Raw genomic sequence first — 18836 nt, 5'->3', positions numbered from 1 at the left:
TTTTGCCATGCTATTTCTTTACATCTCAAAAACAAAACATAACGAAATGCATTGTCGGACAGCCAAATGAACTTATCTCTGAGACGCTCTACTTGCGCCCTTCTCGCCTCGTCGTTGTTATTAACTATCGGACGCGGCGCCACGCTGCCATTTATGACTATTTACTTGAGTCGCCAGTACAGTCTGGGTGTCGATCTCATTGGTTATGCGATGACAATTGCGCTCACTATTGGTGTCGTTTTTAGCCTCGGTTTTGGTATCCTGGCGGATAAGTTCGACAAGAAACGCTATATGTTACTGGCAATTACGGCCTTCGCCAGCGGTTTTATTGCCATTCCCCTGGTGGACAGCGTCACGCTGGTGGTACTTTTTTTCGCACTCATCAACTGTGCCTATTCCGTTTTTGCCACTGTATTGAAAGCCTGGTTTGCCGACAATCTTTCATCCACCAGCAAAACGAAGATCTTCTCGATCAACTACACCATGCTCAATATTGGCTGGACCGTCGGCCCGCCACTCGGCACGCTGTTGGTCATGCAGAGCATCAATCTGCCCTTTTGGCTGGCAGCTATCTGCTCTGCGTTTCCCATGGTTTTCATTCAAATTTGGGTAAAGCGCAGCGAGAAAATCATCGCTACAGAAACAGGCAGCGTCTGGTCGCCAAAGGTTTTGTTACGGGATAAAGCGCTGCTGTGGTTCACCTGCTCTGCCTTTCTGGCTTCTTTCGTGAGCGGTGCCTTTGCCTCTTGTATCTCGCAATATGTGATGGTCATAGCGGATAGTGGTTTTGCTGAAAAAGTAGTCGCAGTGGTTCTGCCTGTTAATGCCGCGATGGTGGTTACGTTGCAGTATTCCGTTGGGCGGCGTATTAACCCGACCAACATACGCGCGCTGATGACGGTAGGCACACTCTGTTTTGTCGTCGGTCTGGTCGGTTTTATTTTTTCCGGAAACAGCCTGCTATTGTGGGGAATTTCAGCCGCGGTATTTACTGTTGGTGAAATTATTTATGCTCCCGGCGAGTATATGTTGATTGACCATATTGCGCCGCCAGGAATGAAAGCCAGCTATTTTTCCGCCCAGTCATTAGGCTGGTTGGGGGCAGCGGTAAATCCATTAGTGAGTGGTGTTGTGCTGACCACTCTCCCGTCTTCCTCGCTGTTTATCATCCTGGCGGTAGTCATCATTGCCGCGTGGGCGCTGATGTTAAAAGGTATTAACGCCAGATCCCAGGGGCAGCCAGCACTCTGTTGACATTCGTGCCGTGCCACTACTGGCACGGCTTTGCTAATCATTATTCTGAGGCAAAGGCATAGCCTTCATCTTCCCAACCGGTTATCCCGCCGAGCATGATTTTAACCGGCTTTCCGAGTCGAGCCAGTTTGAGTGCCGCACGGTCTGCACCATTACAATGTGGCCCCGCGCAATACACCACAAATAGCGTATCGTCCGGCCATTCGGCCATTCTCTCTGCGGTCATTTGCTTATAGGGTAGATGGAGAGCGCCTGGGATATGCCGACGCGCGAAGTCCTCTTCACGACCAACCACATGAAGTAAAACGAAATCATCGCCAATATAAGCCAGAGAGTCATGAACATCGGCACAATCTGTTTCGACACTCAAGCGCGCGAGAAAATGCGCCTCAGCAACTTCCGGCTTCGCTGTGGTAAATTCAGTGACATAACGCATAGTGCTTTTTCCTTTTGGTTTGTTGTGTTAACAATAATGTAACCAATCTACTTTTCACTGACCGCCTCCCGATATGCCAGAAAAGAGCAAAATGATGACAACGTTACAACGCCCGCTGGTCGTTGCACTGGCTTATGACGGGCTATGTACTTTCGAATTTGGCGTAGCCGTTGAAATATTCGGCCTGCCACGACCGGAACTGGGCGATAACTGGTATCGTTTTGCCGTTGCTGCGGTAGAGCCTGGTGCGCTGCAAGCCACCGGGGGGATCCACGTGGTGGCAGATGGAGGGCTGGAATTATTACCCAACGCCGATATGGTTATTATTCCTGGCTGGCGTGGAATAGATGCAAAAGTGCCAGAGATGCTATGTCAGTCATTGCGCGAAGCACACCAGCGCGGTACCCGCCTGGTATCGATATGCTCTGGCGTGTTTGTCCTTGCCGCTGCGGGCCTTCTTCACCAGCGAAAAGCGACCACCCACTGGCGCTACACTGAACAACTCCAGCACCGTTACCCTTCAATCAGCGTAAGTGACAATGTGTTATATCAGGATGAAGGACAAGTGATGACCTCCGCCGGAAGCGCCGCGGGGATCGATCTGTGTTTACATATCGTGCGCAAAGATTTTGGCCATGAGATTGCTAATAATGTCGCCCGACGGCTGGTCATACAGCCACATCGCCAGGGGGATCAACCACAAAATCTGACGCGCCCAATGGCCTCACCGCGTGAAAGTCAGACGTTAGGTGCATTATTCGACTTTTTGCAGCAGAATCTGGCACAAACACATACTGTGTCTTCCCTCGCCGAGCGGGTAAATATGAGTCCGCGCACTTTTTTGAGACGTTTTGAGGCCTTAACCGGCATGACGCCCGCCCGCTGGCTGCTCAATGAGCGCTTAATACGAGTTCAGGATTATCTGCAAAATTCGGCTTTTAACATCGATAAAATTGCCGAGCTGACGGGTTTTGGCAATTCAGCGTTATTGCGTCATCACTTTCACCAACGTTTTTTATTATCCCCTTCGCAATATCGTAAAAACATCCATTCCCCATCACAATAACCGCCTGATTCAGCCTTTGTTTAGGTAATCTCTGCTAATATCTTTCTCATTGAGATGAAAATTAAGGTAAGCGAGGAAACACACCACACAATAAACGGAGGAAAATAATGTTGGGTAATATGAATGTTTTTATAGCTGTTCTGGGAATAATTTTATTTTCTGGCTTTCTGGCCGCATATTTCAGCTACAAATGGGATGACTAATGAACGGAGATAATCCCTCACCTAACCGGCCCCTTGTTACAGTTGTGTGCAAGGGGCCTGATTTTCTGACGGCAAAAAAAAACCGCCAGTAAACCGGCGGTGAATGCTTGCATGGATCGATTTGTGTTTTGCTTTTACGCTATCAGGCATTTCTCTGCGCTGGTAACGGTTCTTTGACACAGTAGCATTATTTTTCTCAATGAATGTTAAACAGAGCTTAAACTCGGGCTATCACACTCTGCTCGTCAATAAACATGCAGCGATTTCTTCCGGTCTGCTTGCCTTCGTACATTGCTCTGTCAGCCCTTCCAATAACCACATCCAACGGTTCTTCAGGAAACGCGCGGCTCACGCCAGCGGTCACTGTTATTGGGATATGTCCGCCAGGATGCGCTATGGCATGGTTATCGACTAACTGACAAATACGTACCCCAGCACGACACGCCTCAGCATCATTTTGCGCTTTGATGATAATAATAAACTCTTCACCACCATAGCGATAAACCGTATCGTAGTCACGCGTCCAACCGGCTAAGTAAGTCGCCAGGGTTCGTAATACCACATCACCGATTAAATGTCCGTAGGTATCATTAACCAGTTTAAATCGGTCTATATCCAGCAGCATTAAATAAAGATTTAATGGTTCAGCATTACGTAATTGATGCTCAAAGGATTCATCAAGTACCCGACGGCCAGGTAATCCCGTCAATACATCCATATTGCTACGAATAGTCAGCAAATAAATTTTGTAATCTGTTAATGCTGCGGTAAAAGAAAGCAACCCTTCCTGAAATTCGTCAAAATGAACTTCCTGCCAGCGATTTTCGACAATAGCCAGCATTAATTCCCGGCCACAGTTATGCATATGCTGATGGGTAGAATCTATTATCCGAACGTAGGGTAATTCATCACTATCGAGTGGTCCATGATGATCAAGCCACCGACCAAACTGGCACAGTTCATAAGAATGGTTATCCGTAATTTCTGGCTGACTGGTATCCCTCGCTACCACGCTATGAAACATACTCACCAGCCACTGGTAATGGGCATCGATAGCCTTATTGAGATCTAACAAGATAGCATCGATTTCCGTTGTCTTCTTGATCATTGCCACTCCTTTTTCACAATTCCTTGTGCGCTCTATTATAACGAGAGAAAAGAAAATTTATGTCAACAATTCCATAGAAAAAACATTAATTAATGGATAAAAATATAACGGCGTGATTTAAAACAAAATAAACAGAAAAAAGTGATTAAATCTGTCAGAACACGTTAAATTCAAGCCAGAAGATATAATACCGATTATGCCAAAGAGAAGAAGGTAATGGCCTGAAAGATTAGGGCTTTTGGCAGTATTATAAATCCAATTATTTCTGCAAATGTACGCAGATCCCGGATAACTAAAAAAGAAATGAACAGCATATTATAATATAGCACCGGACTGGATGTAGCCCGGTGCTATATGGGGGAATTATACGTTCAAGCCGCGATGTTGCAGCATCGGTGTAATCTGTGGTGCCTTACCTCGCCACTGGCGATACAAACGTTCTAAATCTTCGCTATTACCTTTGGAAAGGATAGCGTCGCGAAAACGTTGCCCATTTTCACGCGTTAAACCACCCTCCTCGACAAACCATTGATAACCATCGTCTGCCAGCATTTGCGTCCACAGATACGCGTAGTAACCCGCCGCATATCCGCCACCAAAAATGTGAGCGAAATAACTGCTGCGATAACGCGGCGGTACAGCGGGAAGATCCATGTTTTCCGCCGCCAGCGCCCGAAGTTCGAAATCGTCCACGTCGTGGCGTGCTTCATTCTCCTCCAGACAATGCCAGCGCATATCAAGAAGTGCTGCGCTAAGTAACTCGCTCATCTCGTAGCCCTTATTAAACAGGCTGGCATTGCGCATTTTCTGTTGTAACTCTTCCGGCATGGTTTCTCCGGTTTGGTAATGCCTCGCATAGCGAGAGAATACCTGCGGATTTGTCGCCCAGTGTTCGTTTATTTGTGAAGGGAACTCGACGAAATCACGCGGCGTGTTGGTGCCAGAAAGCGTCGCATAACGTTGGCTGGCAAACAGGCCGTGCAGCGTATGACCAAATTCATGGAATAAGGTTATAACATCGTCCCACAATAACAATGCAGGTTCGCCTGTCGCTGGTTTCTGATAATTGCAAACATTGTAAATAACGGGACGTGTTTCATTGAGCGTGGATTGCTCAACAAAATTCCCCATCCACGCGCCGCCACTTTTGGAATCACGGGCAAAGAAATCACCGTAAAATAGCGCAAGCCCGACTCCATTATGGTCAAATATTTCCCATACGCGCACATCCGGGTGATAGACAGGTATATCAAAGCGCTCGACAAATTTAATGCCGAAAAGCTGGTTAGCAGTCCAGAATACTCCCTCATTCAACACCGTGTTCAATTCGAAATAAGGTTTGAGCTGCGCTTCATCGAGACAGAATTTCTCGCGTCTTACCTGCTCGGCATAAAATGCCCAGTCCCACGGCTGGACGCTAAATCCGCCTTGCTGCTTTTCGATAACCGCCTGAATAGACGACAGTTCATCGTCTGCTCGCTTACGCGCGGCCGGGACAATTTCACGCATGAAGTTAAGTGCTGCTTCGGGGGTTTTTGCCATCTGGTCGGCGATTTTCCACGCAGCATAATGAGGGAAACCAAGCAGTTTCGCCTGCTGCGCGCGGATCTCCACCAGCCGTTGAATAATGGCACGGGTATCGTTAGCGTCATTTTTTTCTGCCCGCGTCCAGCCCGCAGTAAACAGTTTTTCACGCGTAGCGCGATCGCGCAGTTCGGCTAGCGCCGGTTGCTGGGTGGTATTCAGCAGTGGGATAAGCCACTTGTTATCCAGACCTTTCTCGCGCGCTGCATCCGCCGCCAGGGCAATATCTTGCTCACTCATCCCGGCCAGTTGCCCAATATCGTCAACCACCAGCCCACCGGATTTGTTCGCCGCTAATAACCGCTGGTTAAACTGACTGATAAGGGTCGCCGCCTCTGTATTCAGCACTTTTAATTTTGCCTTATCGGCCTCTGCAAGTTTGGCCCCGGCAAGAACAAAACGTTGATGAATCACCTCGACCAGTCGAATAGATTCGCTATCAAGACGCAGAGATTCACGGCGCTGCCATATGGCATCGACCCGAGCGAACAATTCGCCGTTCAGGTAAATGTCATTAGCCAGTTCTGCAAGTTCTGCCGAGAACTGTTCATCAAGACGCTGTAATTCATCGTTGGTATGCGCCGAGGTCATAGCGAAGAAGACGCTGGTCACACGTGTGAGTAATTCCCCGCTCTTTTCAAGAGCCAGAATAGTGTTAGTAAAATCGGGCGTCTGTGGGTTTAACGCTATCGCTTCTATCTCAACCCGCTTTTGCCGCATCCCCTCGTCGAATGCCGGGCGATAGTGATGATTTGCAATCTGATCAAAATGGGGCGCCATATAAGGCAGCGTGCTCTGCGTAAGAAAAGGATTCGTCGTTGACATTTTCTACTCCTGAAAACGAGGTGTTCCATAGCGTAGGCTTACTGATAACGGAGTGCAATGTTGCAAACCAGTATTACCCGCTCTTAAGCATCACGTGCTATGTTAGTGACACACAAAAGCGTTGAGGAACAGTGAGATGATCGTATTAGTAACTGGAGCAACGGCAGGTTTTGGTGAATGCATTACTCGTCGTTTTATTCAACAAGGGCATAAAGTTATCGCTACTGGTCGCCGTCAGGAGCGGTTGCAGGAGTTAAAAGACGAGCTGGGAGATAATCTGTATATCGCCCAACTGGACGTCCGTAACCGCGCCGCCATTGAAGAAATGCTGGCATTGCTTCCTGCCGAGTGGAGTGAGATTGATATTCTGGTGAACAATGCTGGACTGGCGCTGGGTATGGAACCTGCACATAAAGCGAGCGTTGAAGACTGGGAAACCATGATTGATACCAACAATAAGGGCCTCGTGTATATGACGCGGGCAGTCCTGCCGGGCATGGTTGAGCGCAATCGTGGTCACATTATTAACATTGGTTCAACGGCGGGTAGCTGGCCATATGCAGGTGGCAACGTCTACGGTGCGACAAAAGCCTTTGTTCGTCAGTTCAGCCTGAATCTACGCACAGATCTGCACGGTACGGCAGTACGTGTCACAGACATCGAACCGGGACTGGTAGGCGGCACCGAATTTTCCAATGTCCGTTTTAAAGGCGATGACGGCAAAGCAGAAAAAACCTATCAAAATACCGTTGCGCTGACGCCAGAAGATGTCAGCGAAGCCGTCTGGTGGGTAGCCACTCTCCCCGCTCACGTTAACATCAACACCCTGGAAATGATGCCGGTTACCCAAAGCTATGCCGGGTTGAATGTCCATCGGCATTAATTTTTATACCCGGCCTCACCGCCGGGTTATTGCTTGTCACAAAAAAGTGGTAGACTCTTGCGGTTAACCCACTCAAAAGCAATAACGAATGACCGTCGAAACACAACTTAATCCCACACAGCCTGTCAATCAGCAAATTTATCGTATTCTTCGTCGCGACATTGTGCATTGCCTGATTGCACCAGGTACGCCGTTGTCGGAAAAAGAAGTTTCTGTTCGTTTCAATGTGTCACGCCAGCCGGTTCGCGAAGCCTTCATTAAACTGGCTGAAAACGGCCTGATTCAAATTCGCCCGCAGCGTGGCAGCTACGTCAATAAAATCTCCATGACCCAGGTTCGCAATGGCAGTTTTATTCGACAGGCCATTGAGTGCGCGGTGGCACGGCGGGCAGCGAGCATGATCACTGAAAGCCAGTGCTACCAACTTGAGCAAAACCTTCATCAGCAACGCATTGCCATTGAGCGCAAGCAACTGGATGATTTTTTTGAACTTGATGACAACTTCCATCAGCTCCTGACTCAGATTGCCGACTGTCAACTCGCCTGGGACACCATTGAAAACCTGAAAGCGACCGTTGACCGGGTGCGCTACATGAGTTTTGACCACGTTTCACCGCCGGAAATGCTGCTTCGCCAGCACATGGATATTTTCTCTGCTCTGCAAACACATGATGGTGATGCCGTTGAAAAGGCAATGGCATTGCATTTGCAGGAGATTAGCGAGTCCGTACAGCTAATACGCCAGGAAAATAGCGACTGGTTCAGCGAAGAGTAATTCTTTACCTCTCATCCCATTCGGGGTGAGAGTTCATCCCCCTTCTTCTGGTTTATGCAAGCATCAAAAAAGATGTGAACTTGATCATAAACAAAAAAAAATTCACTCGACAGGAGTATTTATATTGCGCCCGTTACGTGGGCTTCGACTGTAAATCAGAAAGGAGAAAACACCTATGACGACCTACGATCGTAACCGTAACGCAATCACTACTGGCAGCCGTGTTATGGTTAGCGGCACCGGTCACACTGGCAAGATCCTGTCGATTGATACTGAAGGTCTGACCGCAGAGCAAATCCGCCGCGGTAAAACCGTAGTAGTTGAAGGTTGTGATGAAAAACTCGCGCCTCTGGACCTGATTCGTCTCGGCATGAACTAAGCGTGTGAATGCCGCCGATGGCGGCATTGCTGTCACTTATCACTTCACCGCATATTTCGCCACGGTCGCTTTCGCGCCATGCGCTAATAAAGACAAATACGCTTCCGTCACCTTTGCTGTGAACAACGCATTGTTCGGCAAATCATCACCAAATATCGCATTAATCGCCATCAAGGACTGCACGCGCACTTGCCCTTCTGCACTACTTTGCACGGCCTCCTGAATGACCGTTAATAACGGGTCACTAATTTCGATAGGATTACCCTGCTCATCAACACCGCCGACATATCGCATCCAACCGGCGACACCAAGCGCCAACAGATCGAACGCGCTGCCCTGTTTCAGATGCCAGCGAATGGAATCCAGCATACGCTGTGGGAGTTTCTGACTACCATCCATCGCAATCTGCCAGGTTCGATGGCGTAATGCTGGATTACTGTAGCGTTCAATCAGTCGATCCGCATAATTTTGCAGATCCACGCCCTGCACTTTCAGCGTCGGCGCCTGTTCCTGCAACATCAAGGCATGTGCCGCACGGCGATAATTTTCATCTTCCATGCAGTCGTTAATATGCTGATATCCGGCCAGATAGCCCAGATACGCCAGGAAAGAGTGGCTGCCATTGAGCATACGCAGTTTCATCTCTTCATAAGGCAGCACATCGCTGACCAGTTCAGCACCTGCTTTTTGCCATTCTGGGCGTCCGGCAACAAAGTTATCTTCAATAACCCACTGACGGAACGGTTCACAGGCAACACCTGCTGGATCGCGCACGCCGGTAAGGTGCTCAATTTTATTCAGCGTTTCAGCCGTCACCGCCGGGACAATGCGATCGACCATTGTCGAAGGAAAAGTCACGTTTTCGACAATCCATTGCGCCAGTTCCGCATCAACAGCATGCGCATAAGACGTGACAACGTCACGCATTACATGACCATTTTCCGGCATATTGTCGCACGACATTACCGTAAATGCCGGTAAGCCTGCGGCCTTGCGCCGGGCCAGCGCCTCCACAATAACCCCTGGTGCCGTTTTCGGCTGGTGGGGATTGTTTAGATCGTCAACGATCATTGGGTGATCCAGCATTAACTGCCCGGTCGCCGGAGAGTGAAAATAGCCTTTCTCTGTAATAGTCAGAGAAACAATTGCAATTTGCGGTTCGCACATGGCAGCAAGCACAGCGTCTAAACCGTCTATTTGCACGTGCAACGCTTTTTTCACTACCCCCACTACACGAGCGGTCCAGGCATCGGCCGACATTTCCGCAACGGTATAGAGATTATCTTGCTGTTTTAGATCAGCTATTTGCTGTTCACCGCCGATCAGGTTCACTTCATAGTAACCCCAATCGCTGTGATGCTCGGCAGCCAGGATGTCGGCATACACACCCTGATGCGCGCGATGAAATGCGCCAAAACCTAAATGAACAATTTTGGGTGCCAGGTTATTACGATCATAACCAGGGAGTGTCGCTCTGGCGTTAAAAAGTCTGTTTTCCATAAGAAGACCTGTTTCTGTCAATTAAACTACGATGTATCTGTTGCAAATATCGCAGTGGTATATTTTTTCTCTTATCATTAGCGAAAGCCCGGCCACACTATCGGAAAATATAACCGGGTAACGAATAAAAATGGATTATTTCATACCTAGCAATGCCGGTAGCCACAGCGAAAGTCCCGGAATATAAGAAACCATAAATAGCAAAATGATATTTCCTGTAATAAACGGAATTACCGCTTTACTGATCTCTCCTAAAGAAACACGGGCAATTCCCTGCGAAACGAAGAGGCACACGCCAACAGGTGGTGTCGTCAGGCCGATTACAAGGTTCATTACCATCATTACTGCAAAATGGATTGGATCCATACCGATAGCTGTCGCAACTGATAGTAATGGGGTAAAGAGAATCAATAGTGCTGCGATGGTTTCCATAAACATGCCGACCAACAACAGCAGCAGGTTAATCATTAGAATTAACAAATATTTGTTGCTTGTAATAGATAACATGCCATCAGCAATTTGCTGCGGGATCCCTTCAGATGTCAGGATCCAGGCAAAAACATTGGCGAAACCAACCAGCATCAAAATGCCAGCCGTACCGCTGATGCTTTCCATCATACATCCCATGAATTTGCTCACAGTCAAGTCACCATAGACAAAAAAGCCCACGATCAACGAAAACACAACAGCAAATACAGATGCTTCAGTCGGAGTAAACAGACCAGTAACCAAACCGCCGATAATCATGACCGGCATTAGAATTGCCCAGATCGCCCCACGCGTAGCATGTAACCGTTGACGAAATGTAGCCCGCTCACCTTTTGGATAACCCCGTTTATGCGCCAGGTACCATGCGATACTGGCCATGGTTAAGCCCATCATTAAACCAGGAACTGCCCCAGCGATAAAAAGTTTACCTACTGACAAACCGGTTAACGTACCAACAATGATCATTGGTACACTGGGCGGAATAATTGGACCGACTGTCGATGCCACTGCAGTTATTGCCCCAGAAAATGGTGCATCGTAACCACTGCGTTTCATTGCGGGGATCATTACTGATCCAATGCTGGCGGCTTCGGAAACTGCCGTGCCGGAAATACCTGCAAAGATCATTGAGCCGCTAACGTTGGCCATTGCTAAACCGCCACGAATGTGACCCAGCCATGCGTTACTGAAAGATACAATTCGGTCAGTAATGCCGCCGCCGTTCATTAATCCTCCCGCCAGCAAAAAACCGGGGATACAAAGCAGTACAAAAGAGTCCATACCACTAAAGAACTGATTCGCCATAATGGCGAGTCCCATATCAGTAACCAGTAGATAGAAGATTGACGATAACGCAAGGGAGAAAATAACCGGAACTCCCAGCATAAGTGAAACAAAGAATATCACAAACAGACCAATAGTCGGATTCATGCGCTGTTCTCACATTAGATAATTCTATTTCCGCCCTTGCGGCGTAAAATCCCGAATCAAATTAAACAAAGTAAAAAGCGATATGTTTCCGGTAATGATAATCACCGAGGATGTCACCCATGCCTGTGAAATAGGCAGTGTAGTAGCCATACGCCACATTGTGCTTTCTACATATTCTACGGAATTGATCATTAGAGTAATTGAGCAGGTAAGAATAACCAAATCAATAAGTAGCACCAGATATTTCTTCAAACCAGATGGCAGCAGACTTACTACCAAATCAACGTTCACCAATTCACGTTTACCCGTTGCCAGTGCACAACCAAATGCGACAACGTAAACCAGTAGAAAGCGAGCGACCTCCTCTGTCCATGCTGGCGAACTTATTGGTAATGGCCGAGATATAACTTGGAGCAATACTACACCAATGAGCGCAATTAATAAAACCGTACCAATAGTTAAATAAATTTTTTCTATATATCCATATAACTTATTAAACATATTTTCCCCTCAGTAGCTCAAAAAGGGGGAATATCTCCCCCCGTTTAATATTATTTTGTTGCTCGAGCTTTTTCGTAAAGAGGTTTGATTTGTGGATTAATTGATTTTTCAACTGATTCATTTGCTATCCGAGCAAACTCGTTCTGATGTACATCAACCAGCGTCATCCCTTTCGCTTGCAGAGCTTCAACTAATTTAGCTTCATCCTGTAAATATAGTTCGTGTTCATAGGCCTGTGCCTCTTTGCCTGCATCAATAATAGCCTGCTGGTATTCTGGCTTCAGCTTATTAAACTTCTTCGTCCCCATAACCAGATAGATCCAGCTACGAACATGTTCTGTCCGGTTAAGATACTTCTGCACTTCAAAGAAACTACCACTCATAATCATAGAAAGTGGATTTTCCTGCCCTTCAATCACTCCCTGCTGCAAGCCAGTAAAGACTTCAGAAAATGCCATTGGTGTCGGTTGCGCGCCCAAATCTTTCCAAACGTTGATGAACATTGGTACGTTCGGTAAACGTAGAGTCAGCCCTTTAAGTTCTTCCGGATTGGTAATCGGACGGTTAGACGTCAGGTTACGGGGGCCGCGTTCAAACCAGGCGATGGTTTTCAGTTTCACACGCTCTTCAATATCTTTGGATATTTGTGCGCCAACTTCACCATTAACAATTTTTGCCATTTGTTCTGAAGAAGTAATCATATAAGGCACTGCCAGCAATGCCGCAGAAGGTGCCCAGTTTTGTAATGACTCACCTGTAATGGTCATATCAACGCTTCCTAGCTGAATTGCGTTAATAATATCCATTTCTTTACCTAATGATTCATTAGGATAGATTTTAACTTCTACCGCATTATTTGTTTTTTGCTTTACCAACTCAGCAAACTTCAGTGAGGCTTTATGCCAACTATGTTCTTCATTTACAGGATGCCCTAATTTTAGGGTAACATCTGCGGCGATAGCTGAAAAACTTAATAATCCACCAAACAGAGTACAAAGTGCCAGAGATAGCTTTTTCTTTTCCATGATTAATGTTCCTTTGTAGGTACAGTTACTTTTATATAAGACATTCAGGACTCGGGGAATTTCAATAATACTTTGCACAGCCCTTCTTGTTGAGACTCGATGAGTTTAAATGCTTCATGTACATGTTGAATATCAAAAACATGACTTATAATATTCTCCGGATGAATTAATCCCATCACCATCCACTCAATAACTGTAGGGAACATACGACAATTTAAACGCGATGAATAGAGGGTTAACTCACGACGAGTTAATTCTTGTTGCGCTATTGCGGACGGTGTCGCAGAAAAACCTAAAAGTCCAATTCGCCCGGCAGGAGAGATTAACGTCACGGCTTCTTCCAGGATAGATGGATGGCAAACCGCATCATAAATTAACGTAGGTGTTAGTTTGTTATTGTGCAGAAATTCCCGTAATGAACCATTCCGGTTATTAAAAGTATGAGTCGCACCACAACGTCCTGCCATAAGCAGGCGATCTTCGCGTTGATCCACCACAATTACTGGAATCTGCCAGACGTTACACAAAACATCAATAATTGTTAAACCTGCCGGACCTGCTCCATATACCAGTGCAACATCCGTTGGGAAAACCCCCGTACGATTGGTTACATTGGCGGCTACCGCATACGGTTCAATTGCCGCTGCAAGGTTTGCTGGTATAGATTCCGGCACTCGCCAGATGTTAGTTGCTGGAACACTGGTATAATCGGTAAAGCCACCATCGCGATGAACGCCTAATACGTTTAAGCTTTCGCACACATTCGGGCGCCCAATTGAACATGGATAACAATGACCGCAGCTAATGACAGGATCAACCACGACGCGTTCACCAATGCGTTGCGGAGAGATATTGTCCCCTACGCTGGTTATCGTTCCGACAAATTCATGTCCTACGATACGAGGGTAAACAGCAAAAGGATTTGCGCCATGATAAATATGCAGGTCTGAACCACATATCCCTGCATACTCAACTTTGATACAAACTTCATCAGCTTTTGGCGCAGAAGAAACGCTATCAATCAGATGCATTTGTCCAGGTTTTTCAACCACAACACTAACCATATATTCCGTCCTTACCAGTTCCAGAGTGTGCCATCTTCCAGGCGTGCGACTGGCAGATATGCAGGTTCATAGGGATATTTCGCTGCCAGCTTTTCATCAAACTCGATGCCAAGACCCGGTTTATCGCCCGGATGCATATAGCCGTTATCAAATGTCCAGTTATGCGGGAAGACTTCGAGCATTTGTTCGGAATAGCCCATATATTCCTGAACGCCGAAATTTGGTACCCACAGATCAAAGTGCAGCGCCGCTGCCATGCAGACAGGTGACAAATCAGAAGGACCGTGTGAGCCAGTTCGTACCTGATACAGGGATGCGAAATCAGCGATCCGACGCATACCGGTGATGCCGCCCGCATGAGTCAGCGTGGCGCGGATATAGTCGATGAGTTGTTCTTCTATCAGTTGTTTGCAGTCCCAAATGCTATTGAAGACTTCACCCACCGCAATTGGCGTGACGGTGTGTTGGCGAATGAGGCGGAAACACTCCTGGTTTTCCGCAGGCGTCGGGTCTTCCATCCAGAACATGCGATAATCTTCAATGCTTTTACCAAAGCGTGCCGCTTCAATAGGCGTTAAGCGATGGTGCATGTCATGCAGCAGATGTTCATCAAAACCAAACTTGTTACGTACCGCGTCGAACAGTTTTGGCATGAAATCGAGATATTTTTCCGTCGACCACAACTGCTCCTCCGGCCACTGCCCTTTTGTCGCAGGTTCATAAGCCAGCCCTTTGCCTTTGGACATGCCATAGGTGGTCTTCATGCCTGGAATGCCGCACTGTACGCGGATGGCTTTGAATCCCAGTTCCTGATGACGAGCATAATCATCCAGTGCCTCATCAATGGAGTGACCGGTCGTGTGACAATAAACCATAACCCCTTCGCGAGACGCGCCACCCAGTAGCTGATAAAGCGGCATGTTGGCGGCTTTGGCTTTAATGTCCCACAGCGCCATATCAACAGCTGAAATGGCCGACATGGTGACTGGACCGCGACGCCAGTACGCCCCTTTATAGAAAAACTGCCAGATATCTTCGATACGGTGTGCATCGCGACCAATGAGTTGTGGGCAAAGATGATCTTGTAGATAAGATGCTACCGAAAGCTCGCGTCCGTTAAGTGTGGCATCGCCAAGACCGGTAATACCATTCTCGGTGGTGATTTTTAAGGTGACAAAATTACGTCCTGGACAGGTGACAAAAACTTCAGCCCCTACGATCTTCATGTTTTATTCCTTGCATCGATCTTCGTGATGCATGAAATCTACGCAGTTGAACCACTGCCATACAAGTATGAAGACACAAAAAAGCCAGAATGATCACAAAAAAAGGCGCGTATTTGCGCCGTGAATAGATCTAAAGACAGCCAGATTTTGCTGTTATTTTGGACGCCATGTATGGCATATCTTATTAATAATAAAAAAGATTTATCATTCCAGGCAAAATCAAACTCGTCCCCAGCCAGCAACAATAATCAACATCCCGCATAGCGCGACCAATGCTCCAGTCCAGTCGTAGAGACTGAGTTTTACGCCATCCACAACCCGCAGCCACAGCAGCGCCGTGCAAACATAAACGCCACCATAAGCTGCATACACTCGCCCACTGGCCGCCGGATGCAATGTTAACAGCCAGACGAAAAGCGCCAGAGAAATCCCCGCCGGAACCAGCAGCCATACGCTGACGTTCCGTTTAAGCCATAGCCAGGGCAGGAAGCATCCGACAATTTCACACAAGGCGGTAGCAAAAAACAGTAACGTTGTTTTAATCATTTTTGTCACTCATTGACATCATGTATATTTATGGCTCGACATAATATCATCACCCTCTACATCCTTCTGGTACGTTTTGCGTTCGCAGTGGATCGTGTAAAATCCCCTTTAAACATTCATGTAAGGAATGAATCATGAATATTACTTCCAGCAAACGGCTCGGACTGCTCGCTTTTCTGCTACCTTGCGCACTGGCATTTAGCGCAACTACTCATGCAGAAACCAATAAACTGGTGATTGAGTCTGGCGACAGCGCACAGAGTCGCCAACAGGCGACAATGCAAAAAGAGCAATGGAATGAAACTCGCAATCTGCGTCAAAAAGTCAATAAACGCACCGAGAAAGAATGGGATAAGGTTGACGCCGCATTCGATAGCCGCGATAAATGCGAACAAAGTGCCAACATTAATGCCTACTGGGAACCGAATACTTTACGTTGCCTGGACCGTCGTACTGGCCGCGTAATTACCCCCTAACCTGTTATTGATATAAGGAATGTAAGGACACGTTATGACAAGCGCCCACAGTGTTAAGCTACGTCCGCTGGAGCGTGAAGATTTACGCTATGTGCATCAACTCGACAATAACGCCAGCGTGATGCGTTACTGGTTTGAGGAACCCTACGAAGCCTTTGTTGAACTCTCTGATCTGTACGATAAACATATTCACGATCAGAGTGAGCGCCGTTTCGTGGTGGAGTGCGATGGTGAAAAAGCGGGTCTGGTGGAACTGGTTGAAATTAACCATGTCCACCGCCGCGCAGAATTTCAGATAATCATCTCCCCGGAATACCAGGGCAAAGGTCTGGCAACACGCGCAGCAAAATTAGCAATGGATTATGGCTTCACTGTTCTTAATCTCTATAAACTGTATCTGATTGTCGATAAAGAGAATGAAAAAGCGATTCACATTTACCGTAAGCTCGGTTTTACGGTCGAAGGTGAACTGATGCATGAATTCTTTATTAATGGTCAATATCGCAATGCCATTCGCATGTGTATATTCCAGCATCAGTATCTGGCGGAACATAAAACGCCGGGTCAGGCGATGCTGAAGCCGACCGCGCAATAGCGTTAATAATAATCAATGGTATTTTTGATAGTGTAAACCCGTTCGACGACGGGTTTTTCCGCTTCATCAACAATGATCAATTGGCAGTCCACCGGATTGGCGTGACTGTCATATTCACAGCTTTGCTTCACATTACCAACTTGTTGATTATTCAGTAAAGTAACCGCCGTGTAATCGAGTTTTTTGATCGGATCAGTTGATGGTGTTGCAGTGACTGATAACGTTTTATCGTTGCTTACCGTGGTTTTACCCAACGGATAGCCCTGTTCATCATACCTATAATCCACTTTCATCTGTTTACTGCTGGCTTTAACTACAAAGCCATTATCATCGGTTTCCCAACTCACTCCGGCGGAAGGTAATTCTGCTAACTGGCATTTACCCTGTAAACGTACTTTTTTCTCCAGTGTCTGCGCATCACGGTAATAATTCGCATCCAGCACTAAGGCAACCACGGTATTATTTTCCAGATCCAATAATTCAAGCGAATCGAAGCAACCTTCTTCCGATAAGCTGCCTGAAACACGTTTCGTCACTTCCCCTTGTTCATTCATCAATGTCTGGGTGAAATCTTTAACCGGACCACGCAGCGGATCGAAATCAAATTCATTAGAGAAGCTGGCCATCTCTGGCGTAAAAGAAAACGTCACTTCTGCGCGATCGCATCCTGTAAGCATTATCGCGAGCAAACATGGCAGTAATTTGAAATTCACTTTAGTCACCAGACAGTAGAGATTATTATCAATCATAGTAGTAAATACAGTGCTTTACACGTGAAATGCTATGCTTAGTGAGTAATATTCATTTAAGGAGCCAATGATGAAAATCTCAACTTATTGCGCCGCGCTACTGCTCACAATTGCCTCACCCGCCGTGCTGGCCGCGCCAGATTCTTGTGAACGGATAAAGAGCGATATTTCACAGCGTATTATCAATAACGGTGTGCCAGAAAGTAGCTTTACTTTAAGTATTGTGCCAAATGATCAGATCGATCAACCTGACACCAGGGTGGTTGGCCATTGTGCCAATGATACGCATAAAATTCTCTATGACCGCACCACCAGCGGTAACAATTCTGCCCCTGCACAACCGACTCAGGATGGCGCGCCTGCCGAACCGCAGTAAAAAGTATGATGGACGCTGGCGCGTCTTATCAGGTCTACATACTGCAACGTGCTTGTGTCTCATACCGGGCGGTGAGATGATCGGGCGAGCGCTATTTTATGGCCTGCATATGACGGTCGGAATGGCCGTCGCAGGTTAACAACTTGGTGCGGGGCAAGCCGCACGTTTCAGGATGATAAGAATGACGCATTTTTCACAACAAGATAATTTTTCTGTCGCGGCGCGCGTGCTGGGAGCACTGTTTTATTACGCTCCAGAAAGCGAGGAAGCAGCGCCTCTGGTTTCTGCAATGACCAGCGATGGCTGGGAAACTCAGTGGCCTCTGCCGCAAACTTCTTTAGTGCCGCTGGTAACGGCTTTTCAGCAACAGAGTGAAGAGTCGCGTACACAGGCCTGGCAGCGTTTATTCGTTGGCCCGTGGGCGTTGCCGTCCCCGCCGTGGGGATCGGTCTGGTTGGATCGTGAATCGGTACTGTTTGGCGATTCAACGTTGGCACTTCGTCAATGGATGCGCGAAAAAGGCATTCAGTTTGAGATGAAGCAAAACGAACCTGAAGATCATTTTGGCTCCTTGCTACTGATGGCGGCCTGGCTGGCGGAGAGCGGTCGTCAGACTGAGTGCGAAGAGTTGCTGGCGTGGCATCTTTTACCGTGGTCGACGCGCTTTCTCGAGGTGTTTATCGAAAAAGCAGAACACCCTTTTTACCGCTCGCTTGGTGAACTGGCTCGCTTAACGCTGGCTGAGTGGCAGTCACAATTGCTGATTCCCGTCGCAGTTAAGCCACTTTTTCGTTAAGGTTCCCGTAGCATTACCGGATGGCGGCAATATCGCGCCATCCCATATTA

General features: G+C 47.3%; 21 protein-coding genes and 2 pseudogenes. 12 read left to right on the top strand and 11 right to left on the bottom strand.

What is annotated here, in order from left to right; all coding sequences use genetic code 11:
* The first annotated feature begins 66 nt into the window (after window positions 1-66).
* Window positions 67-1254 carry an efflux MFS transporter YdeE gene (gene ydeE / locus AACS80_RS11255; RefSeq protein WP_138183790.1) on the top strand — a complete coding sequence of 396 codons (1188 nt, stop codon included), beginning with the start codon at window positions 67-69 and terminating at the stop codon, window positions 1252-1254.
* A 40-nt stretch (window positions 1255-1294) separates the two neighbouring features.
* On the opposite strand, the gene AACS80_RS11250 is transcribed toward ydeE, so the two are convergent.
* Window positions 1295-1690, bottom strand: coding sequence for a rhodanese-like domain-containing protein (locus AACS80_RS11250; RefSeq protein ID WP_135410702.1), 396 nt, complete (start codon window positions 1688-1690; stop codon window positions 1295-1297).
* A 94-nt stretch (window positions 1691-1784) separates the two neighbouring features.
* Here AACS80_RS11250 and ftrA point away from each other — a divergent pair, with 94 nt between their 5' ends.
* The 3 genes and pseudogenes from ftrA to AACS80_RS11235 all read left to right on the top strand — a co-directional run bounded on the left by ftrA (window position 1785) and on the right by AACS80_RS11235 (window position 3062).
* Window positions 1785-2756, top strand: a complete 972-nt coding sequence (ftrA, locus tag AACS80_RS11245) for a transcriptional regulator FtrA (protein WP_131161935.1) — start codon at window positions 1785-1787, stop codon at window positions 2754-2756.
* 107 nt (window positions 2757-2863) lie between these two features.
* The gene (gene mgtS / locus AACS80_RS11240; RefSeq protein ID WP_064529968.1) at window positions 2864-2959 is read left to right on the top strand and encodes a protein MgtS; all 96 of its coding nucleotides are present in this window, start codon (window positions 2864-2866) and stop codon (window positions 2957-2959) included.
* Window positions 2959-3062 (top strand): annotated as a pseudogene (locus tag AACS80_RS11235) (hypothetical protein). The gene mgtS and the pseudogene AACS80_RS11235 overlap by 1 nt, the downstream one beginning before the upstream one ends.
* A gap of 114 nt (window positions 3063-3176) precedes the next feature.
* Here AACS80_RS11235 and AACS80_RS11230 read toward each other — a convergent pair.
* The gene (locus AACS80_RS11230; RefSeq protein ID WP_130260615.1) at window positions 3177-4067 is read right to left on the bottom strand and encodes a diguanylate cyclase; all 891 of its coding nucleotides are present in this window, start codon (window positions 4065-4067) and stop codon (window positions 3177-3179) included.
* Between the two features lie 363 nt (window positions 4068-4430).
* A complete protein-coding gene (dcp, locus tag AACS80_RS11225) occupies window positions 4431-6476 on the bottom strand; it encodes a peptidyl-dipeptidase Dcp (protein WP_135410701.1) in 2046 nt (681 codons plus the stop codon).
* 136 nt (window positions 6477-6612) lie between these two features.
* Between dcp and ydfG the strand changes: the two genes are divergently transcribed.
* From ydfG to ydfZ, 3 genes are all read left to right on the top strand, one after another.
* Window positions 6613-7359 (top strand): bifunctional NADP-dependent 3-hydroxy acid dehydrogenase/3-hydroxypropionate dehydrogenase YdfG, encoded by a 747-nt coding sequence (gene ydfG / locus AACS80_RS11220; protein ID WP_135410700.1) that lies wholly within the window; start codon window positions 6613-6615, stop codon window positions 7357-7359.
* An 88-nt stretch (window positions 7360-7447) separates the two neighbouring features.
* A complete protein-coding gene (rspR, locus tag AACS80_RS11215) occupies window positions 7448-8134 on the top strand; it encodes a DNA-binding transcriptional regulator rspR (RefSeq protein WP_135410699.1) in 687 nt (228 codons plus the stop codon).
* Between the two features lie 175 nt (window positions 8135-8309).
* The gene (ydfZ, locus tag AACS80_RS11210; RefSeq protein ID WP_000214710.1) at window positions 8310-8513 is read left to right on the top strand and encodes a putative selenium delivery protein YdfZ; all 204 of its coding nucleotides are present in this window, start codon (window positions 8310-8312) and stop codon (window positions 8511-8513) included.
* 39 nt (window positions 8514-8552) lie between these two features.
* On the opposite strand, the gene AACS80_RS11205 is transcribed toward ydfZ, so the two are convergent.
* The 7 genes from AACS80_RS11205 to AACS80_RS11175 form a co-directional block, all read right to left on the bottom strand.
* Complete coding sequence (locus AACS80_RS11205; RefSeq protein WP_135410698.1) at window positions 8553-10013, bottom strand: mannitol dehydrogenase family protein; 1461 nt, start codon at window positions 10011-10013, stop codon at window positions 8553-8555.
* A 135-nt stretch (window positions 10014-10148) separates the two neighbouring features.
* The gene (locus AACS80_RS11200) at window positions 10149-11432 is read right to left on the bottom strand and encodes a TRAP transporter large permease (RefSeq protein ID WP_130260610.1); all 1284 of its coding nucleotides are present in this window, start codon (window positions 11430-11432) and stop codon (window positions 10149-10151) included.
* A gap of 24 nt (window positions 11433-11456) precedes the next feature.
* Window positions 11457-11933 (bottom strand): TRAP transporter small permease, encoded by a 477-nt coding sequence (locus tag AACS80_RS11195; RefSeq protein WP_135410697.1) that lies wholly within the window; start codon window positions 11931-11933, stop codon window positions 11457-11459.
* Between the two features lie 50 nt (window positions 11934-11983).
* Window positions 11984-12958, bottom strand: a complete 975-nt coding sequence (locus AACS80_RS11190; RefSeq protein WP_130209277.1) for a TRAP transporter substrate-binding protein — start codon at window positions 12956-12958, stop codon at window positions 11984-11986.
* A gap of 44 nt (window positions 12959-13002) precedes the next feature.
* Window positions 13003-14022 (bottom strand): Zn-dependent oxidoreductase, encoded by a 1020-nt coding sequence (locus AACS80_RS11185; RefSeq protein ID WP_135410696.1) that lies wholly within the window; start codon window positions 14020-14022, stop codon window positions 13003-13005.
* An 11-nt stretch (window positions 14023-14033) separates the two neighbouring features.
* On the bottom strand, window positions 14034-15248 hold the full coding sequence (gene rspA / locus AACS80_RS11180) for a starvation-sensing protein RspA (RefSeq protein WP_131161913.1): 1215 nt from the start codon (window positions 15246-15248) through the stop codon (window positions 14034-14036).
* Between the two features lie 219 nt (window positions 15249-15467).
* Entirely contained in the window at window positions 15468-15794 is a 327-nt protein-coding gene (locus tag AACS80_RS11175; RefSeq protein ID WP_135410695.1) for a YnfA family protein, read from the bottom strand.
* A gap of 134 nt (window positions 15795-15928) precedes the next feature.
* Here AACS80_RS11175 and AACS80_RS11170 point away from each other — a divergent pair, with 134 nt between their 5' ends.
* Both AACS80_RS11170 and speG read left to right on the top strand, forming a co-directional pair.
* Window positions 15929-16270, top strand: coding sequence for a DUF1283 family protein (locus tag AACS80_RS11170; protein ID WP_138183789.1), 342 nt, complete (start codon window positions 15929-15931; stop codon window positions 16268-16270).
* A gap of 34 nt (window positions 16271-16304) precedes the next feature.
* The gene (speG, locus tag AACS80_RS11165; RefSeq protein WP_064529978.1) at window positions 16305-16865 is read left to right on the top strand and encodes a spermidine N1-acetyltransferase; all 561 of its coding nucleotides are present in this window, start codon (window positions 16305-16307) and stop codon (window positions 16863-16865) included.
* 2 nt (window positions 16866-16867) lie between these two features.
* Here speG and AACS80_RS11160 read toward each other — a convergent pair whose 3' ends face one another.
* On the bottom strand, window positions 16868-17578 hold the full coding sequence (locus AACS80_RS11160; protein ID WP_138183788.1) for a YnfC family lipoprotein: 711 nt from the start codon (window positions 17576-17578) through the stop codon (window positions 16868-16870).
* A gap of 106 nt (window positions 17579-17684) precedes the next feature.
* Between AACS80_RS11160 and AACS80_RS11155 the strand changes: the two genes are divergently transcribed.
* From AACS80_RS11155 to dmsD, 3 genes and pseudogenes are all read left to right on the top strand, one after another.
* Entirely contained in the window at window positions 17685-17990 is a 306-nt protein-coding gene (locus AACS80_RS11155) for a DUF1161 domain-containing protein (RefSeq protein ID WP_130219129.1), read from the top strand.
* 52 nt (window positions 17991-18042) lie between these two features.
* Window positions 18043-18129: pseudogene (locus AACS80_RS11150) on the top strand (hypothetical protein); the annotation flags it as partial.
* A 42-nt stretch (window positions 18130-18171) separates the two neighbouring features.
* Window positions 18172-18786 carry a Tat proofreading chaperone DmsD gene (gene dmsD / locus AACS80_RS11145; protein WP_130260606.1) on the top strand — a complete coding sequence of 205 codons (615 nt, stop codon included), beginning with the start codon at window positions 18172-18174 and terminating at the stop codon, window positions 18784-18786.
* The last annotated feature ends 50 nt before the right edge of the window (window positions 18787-18836 follow it).

The sequence above is a fragment of the Escherichia sp. E4385 genome (assembly GCF_963883145.1).
GTDB lineage: Bacteria > Pseudomonadota > Gammaproteobacteria > Enterobacterales > Enterobacteriaceae > Escherichia.
This window is presented reverse-complemented; position numbering and strand designations above follow the sequence as displayed.

Bases quoted from the DNA above. Each gene is read 5' to 3' on its own strand.
- ydeE (WP_138183790.1), top strand. From the start codon at position 67: ATGAACTTATCTCTGAGACGCTCTACTTGCGCCCTTCTCGCCTCGTCG.
- AACS80_RS11250 (WP_135410702.1), bottom strand. From the start codon at position 1,690: ATGCGTTATGTCACTGAATTTACCACAGCGAAGCCGGAAGTTGCTGAG.
- ftrA (WP_131161935.1), top strand. From the start codon at position 1,785: ATGACAACGTTACAACGCCCGCTGGTCGTTGCACTGGCTTATGACGGG.
- mgtS (WP_064529968.1), top strand. From the start codon at position 2,864: ATGTTGGGTAATATGAATGTTTTTATAGCTGTTCTGGGAATAATTTTA.
- AACS80_RS11230 (WP_130260615.1), bottom strand. From the start codon at position 4,067: ATGATCAAGAAGACAACGGAAATCGATGCTATCTTGTTAGATCTCAAT.
- dcp (WP_135410701.1), bottom strand. From the start codon at position 6,476: ATGTCAACGACGAATCCTTTTCTTACGCAGAGCACGCTGCCTTATATG.
- ydfG (WP_135410700.1), top strand. From the start codon at position 6,613: ATGATCGTATTAGTAACTGGAGCAACGGCAGGTTTTGGTGAATGCATT.
- rspR (WP_135410699.1), top strand. From the start codon at position 7,448: ATGACCGTCGAAACACAACTTAATCCCACACAGCCTGTCAATCAGCAA.
- ydfZ (WP_000214710.1), top strand. From the start codon at position 8,310: ATGACGACCTACGATCGTAACCGTAACGCAATCACTACTGGCAGCCGT.
- AACS80_RS11205 (WP_135410698.1), bottom strand. From the start codon at position 10,013: ATGGAAAACAGACTTTTTAACGCCAGAGCGACACTCCCTGGTTATGAT.
- AACS80_RS11200 (WP_130260610.1), bottom strand. From the start codon at position 11,432: ATGAATCCGACTATTGGTCTGTTTGTGATATTCTTTGTTTCACTTATG.
- AACS80_RS11195 (WP_135410697.1), bottom strand. From the start codon at position 11,933: ATGTTTAATAAGTTATATGGATATATAGAAAAAATTTATTTAACTATT.
- AACS80_RS11190 (WP_130209277.1), bottom strand. From the start codon at position 12,958: ATGGAAAAGAAAAAGCTATCTCTGGCACTTTGTACTCTGTTTGGTGGA.
- AACS80_RS11185 (WP_135410696.1), bottom strand. From the start codon at position 14,022: ATGGTTAGTGTTGTGGTTGAAAAACCTGGACAAATGCATCTGATTGAT.
- rspA (WP_131161913.1), bottom strand. From the start codon at position 15,248: ATGAAGATCGTAGGGGCTGAAGTTTTTGTCACCTGTCCAGGACGTAAT.
- AACS80_RS11175 (WP_135410695.1), bottom strand. From the start codon at position 15,794: ATGATTAAAACAACGTTACTGTTTTTTGCTACCGCCTTGTGTGAAATT.
- AACS80_RS11170 (WP_138183789.1), top strand. From the start codon at position 15,929: ATGAATATTACTTCCAGCAAACGGCTCGGACTGCTCGCTTTTCTGCTA.
- speG (WP_064529978.1), top strand. From the start codon at position 16,305: ATGACAAGCGCCCACAGTGTTAAGCTACGTCCGCTGGAGCGTGAAGAT.
- AACS80_RS11155 (WP_130219129.1), top strand. From the start codon at position 17,685: ATGAAAATCTCAACTTATTGCGCCGCGCTACTGCTCACAATTGCCTCA.
- dmsD (WP_130260606.1), top strand. From the start codon at position 18,172: ATGACGCATTTTTCACAACAAGATAATTTTTCTGTCGCGGCGCGCGTG.